This is a genomic window from bacterium (assembly GCA_035703895.1).
Taxonomy (GTDB): Bacteria; Sysuimicrobiota; Sysuimicrobiia; order Sysuimicrobiales; family Segetimicrobiaceae; genus Segetimicrobium.
Window position 1 is genome coordinate 1 of the sequence record DASSXJ010000260.1, and the last position, 3,252, is coordinate 3,252.

The 3,252-nt window shown below is 64.4% G+C and carries 4 protein-coding genes; all 4 read left to right on the top strand.

Annotated features, from left to right (window positions below; genetic code table 11):
• The first annotated feature begins 236 nt into the window (after positions 1-236).
• The 4 genes from VFP86_17305 (at position 237) to VFP86_17320 (ending at position 3,149) form a co-directional block, all read left to right on the top strand.
• Complete coding sequence (locus VFP86_17305) at positions 237-1,043, top strand: SDR family oxidoreductase (GenBank protein ID HET9001400.1); 807 nt, start codon at positions 237-239, stop codon at positions 1,041-1,043.
• A 113-nt stretch (positions 1,044-1,156) separates the two neighbouring features.
• The gene (locus tag VFP86_17310) at positions 1,157-1,492 is read left to right on the top strand and encodes a hypothetical protein (GenBank protein ID HET9001401.1); all 336 of its coding nucleotides are present in this window, start codon (positions 1,157-1,159) and stop codon (positions 1,490-1,492) included.
• A gap of 56 nt (positions 1,493-1,548) precedes the next feature.
• On the top strand, positions 1,549-2,625 hold the full coding sequence (locus VFP86_17315) for a sigma-70 family RNA polymerase sigma factor (protein HET9001402.1): 1,077 nt from the start codon (positions 1,549-1,551) through the stop codon (positions 2,623-2,625).
• Between the two features lie 38 nt (positions 2,626-2,663).
• Positions 2,664-3,149 carry a hypothetical protein gene (locus VFP86_17320; protein HET9001403.1) on the top strand — a complete coding sequence of 162 codons (486 nt, stop codon included), beginning with the start codon at positions 2,664-2,666 and terminating at the stop codon, positions 3,147-3,149.
• Positions 3,150-3,252: the final 103 nt, after the last annotated feature.

Below are 3,252 nucleotides of genomic sequence, written 5' to 3' on the forward strand. Positions count from 1 at the left end.
CGCCTTCCCGACATCTTGATCTTCATGCGCGAATACCCCCTTGACATGGTGAGTCAGGATGGAGGCCTGCAATCTGAAAACCCGATAATTCTGCACGCCCTGGAGAAAGCGGCGAGCATGTAGGGATGCGAGGCCCGATGACCATCACCGGCATCGGGCCTCTCCCCGGAGAGTGCACTCAAGCACGAATAGCCGCTTCCTGAGCGGGAGAAGACTCGATTGTGGGAGGGCGGAACATGTTACTTGAGAATAAGAATGCCGTCATCTATGGAGCCGGAGGAGCAATCGGCAGCGCGGTCGCCCGCGCATTCGCCCGCGAGGGGGCGCGGGTGTTTCTCACCGGGCGCAGGCTCTCAACCGTCAATGTCGTCGTCGAGCAGATCTCTGGCGCGGGCGGAAAGGTCGAAGCGGATCAGGTCGACGCCCTCGACGAACAGGCCGTCGAGAAGCACATCGGCGCGGTCGTTAAGAAGGCCGGGAAACTCGACATCTCGTTCAACGCGATCGGGATTCCCGCGGCGGAGGTAGCTCGCCAGGGCATGCAGGGTGTCCCCTTCATCGAGCTCCCGTTGGAGGCGTTCTCTCTCCCGCTCACCACCTATCCGCGGGCTCACTTCGTGACCGCCAAGGCCGCGGCGCGGCACATGGTCGCGCGGCGATCCGGCGTGATCTTGATGCACACGCCGGAGCCGGCCCGTGTCGGCGTGCCACTTCTGGGGGGCATGGGCCCGGCATGGGCGGCGATGGAAGCGCTCTGTCGGAGCTTCTCCGCCGAGGTCGCGTCGTCCGGTGTCCGCGTCGTTTGCCTGCGCTCGACCGGACTCCCCGAGACCTCTACGATCGACATCGTCTTCGGCATTCACGCCAAGGTGCTGGGGATCACGCCGAAGCAGTTCCGAGAGTTGCTGGAAAGCAGGAGCCACACGCGGCGCTCGACCACGCTGGCGCAGTTGACGGACGCGGCGGTCCTCATGGCCTCCGATCTGGCCGATGGCATGACCGGAACTGTCGCTAACCTGACCGGCGGAGAAGTGGTCGATTAGGAAACATCGGGGCATCGTTTGACCAACAAGGCACAGACGCCGGCGCCACCGATTTCGCGAAGAATGAGCCGTATCCGCCTAAATGAGCCGTATCCGCCTAATGGAGGAACCGCATGAGGAAGACCGTGGTCGTCACGTACAAGACCAAACCCGAGGCAGCCGATGAAAACGAGCGTCTGGTCAAGAGGGTGTATGCCCAACTTGCCGCTGAGGCTCCGGTCGGATTTCACTACGCGACGTTCCGGCTAGGCGATGGCGTGAGCTTCCTCCACCTTGCGATTGTCGACGGTGGAGCCAGCCCGCTCTCGGACCTGTCGGCCTTTCAAGAGTTCCAGCGGAGTATCTCTGAGCGTTGCGTCGAGCCGCCAATGGTGCTCGAGTCAACCGTCGTTGGATCTTACCGCCTCCTCGAGACCATCGCGCCGCCCCCGACAACAACGACACGATGACCACGTCGACATTGACAAGGGATTCAACCGTCTTCGCTGAAGGAGAAAGGTCCTGAATGAACAGGTCCGCCGAAATGTCGGACCAGCCGACGCTCTTGGAGTCCGCCAAGAGGGGCGACCGGGAAGCCTTCGAGCGGCTCGCGGAGCCCTACCGGCGGGAGCTGCAACTCCATTGTTATCGCATGCTCGGCGCGTTCTACGACGCCGAGGATCTTGTTCAGGAAACGTTCCTCCGTGCTTGGCGTGGGGTCGGGGCGTTCCAGTTTCGGGGAGCGGGCTCGTTCCGGGGATGGCTCTATCGGATCGCCACCAACGCTTGCCTGAAGGCCCTCGCACGCCGGTCGAACGCGCAAAGAGTACTTCCCGAACGGCTCGGCCCACCATCGGACCGGATGCCGGAGGGCGAGCCGGCGACCGAGATCCCGTGGCTTGAGCCTTATCCGGACGCCACGCTGGAGGGCGTCCCCGACACCGCGCCTGGCCCGGATGCGCGGTATGAGATGCGCGAGGCCGTGCAGCTCGCGTTCATCGCCGCGATCCAGCATCTCCCGCCGCGGCAGCGGGCTGTCCTGCTCCTCCGCGACGTCCTGGGATGGTCGGCCGCGGAAACCAGCCGGCTGCTCGACGCATCGATTGCGTCGGTCAACAGCGCGCTGCAGCGCGCCCACGCCACGCTCGAGAAACGGGTCCCTGCGGGCCAACCCGCGGCGCAGGCGTTGCCGGATGACCGCCAGCGCGCCCTCCTCGAGCGCTACGTCCGCACGTGGGAAAATGCCGATCTCGATGGATTTGTCGCTTTACTACGAGAGGACGCGGTCTTCCGCATGCCGCCGCGACGAGAGTGGTACCGTGGCCGCGGAGCGATCCGGGTTTTCTTCGGTTGGGCATGGCAATGGTACGGAGGCTTTCGGCTCATTCCCACTGCTGCGAACGGACAGCCGGCATTCGCATTGTATAGCCGCAGCCCAACGTCTCTTGAGTGGGGGCCGCACTCGATCCATGTGCTCACTCTGCAGGACGACGCCATCGCGGCGCTAACGATGTTCCAAGCGCCTAAAGTCTTTGCCGCCTTTGGGCTCCCTGGTGTGCCGCCGGACGAAGCTGACATCACCCCGGCCGTTCCCCAAAAATGACCCCGGCGCCCGGAGACCGTTCCCGATATCTCGGCGCGGTGTCGGCGAAAAGTCTCCTCCGCCTGCAGTTCCGGATCGCGCACGCGCTCCTCGATGATGCGATCGACCGCCTCCCGCCCGAGGCGGTCCACCGGTGTCCGTCGGGCTCGGACGTCTCGCCTGGAATCCGCTACGCTCAGGCCGTGCTCTGCGAGGATCTGAGCGTCAATGGCGTGCTCGGACCGGGAAGGCCGCTTGCCCTTTCCACGTGGAACGGCCGGACCGGGCTGAGCGAGATCCCGCCGCTTGTTGGTGCGATTGATTGGCGCGCCTGGGCGCGTCGGGTGCGACTCAACCGGCACCACGTGCGGGCCTATGCTCGCGCCGTGTACGCGTCCACCGACGCTTATATCGCCACGCTCGCCAACGGCGCGCTCGACCTGACGCGCCTCGGTACGCCCGTGTGCTTGCTGAACGCGCTGTTGCTTAGCGTAGCGATGCGGCGTGGCGAAATCGCCAGCTACGGCCGACTTGTGACGGGGTGAGCATGTATGACCGCTCCCTATAGGGGGCTTGTCGCCAGGCTGTCCATCAAGGTCAACTCCAGTTGTCCTAAGACAACAAAAGCTTCGGGGAAACATCAGGGGC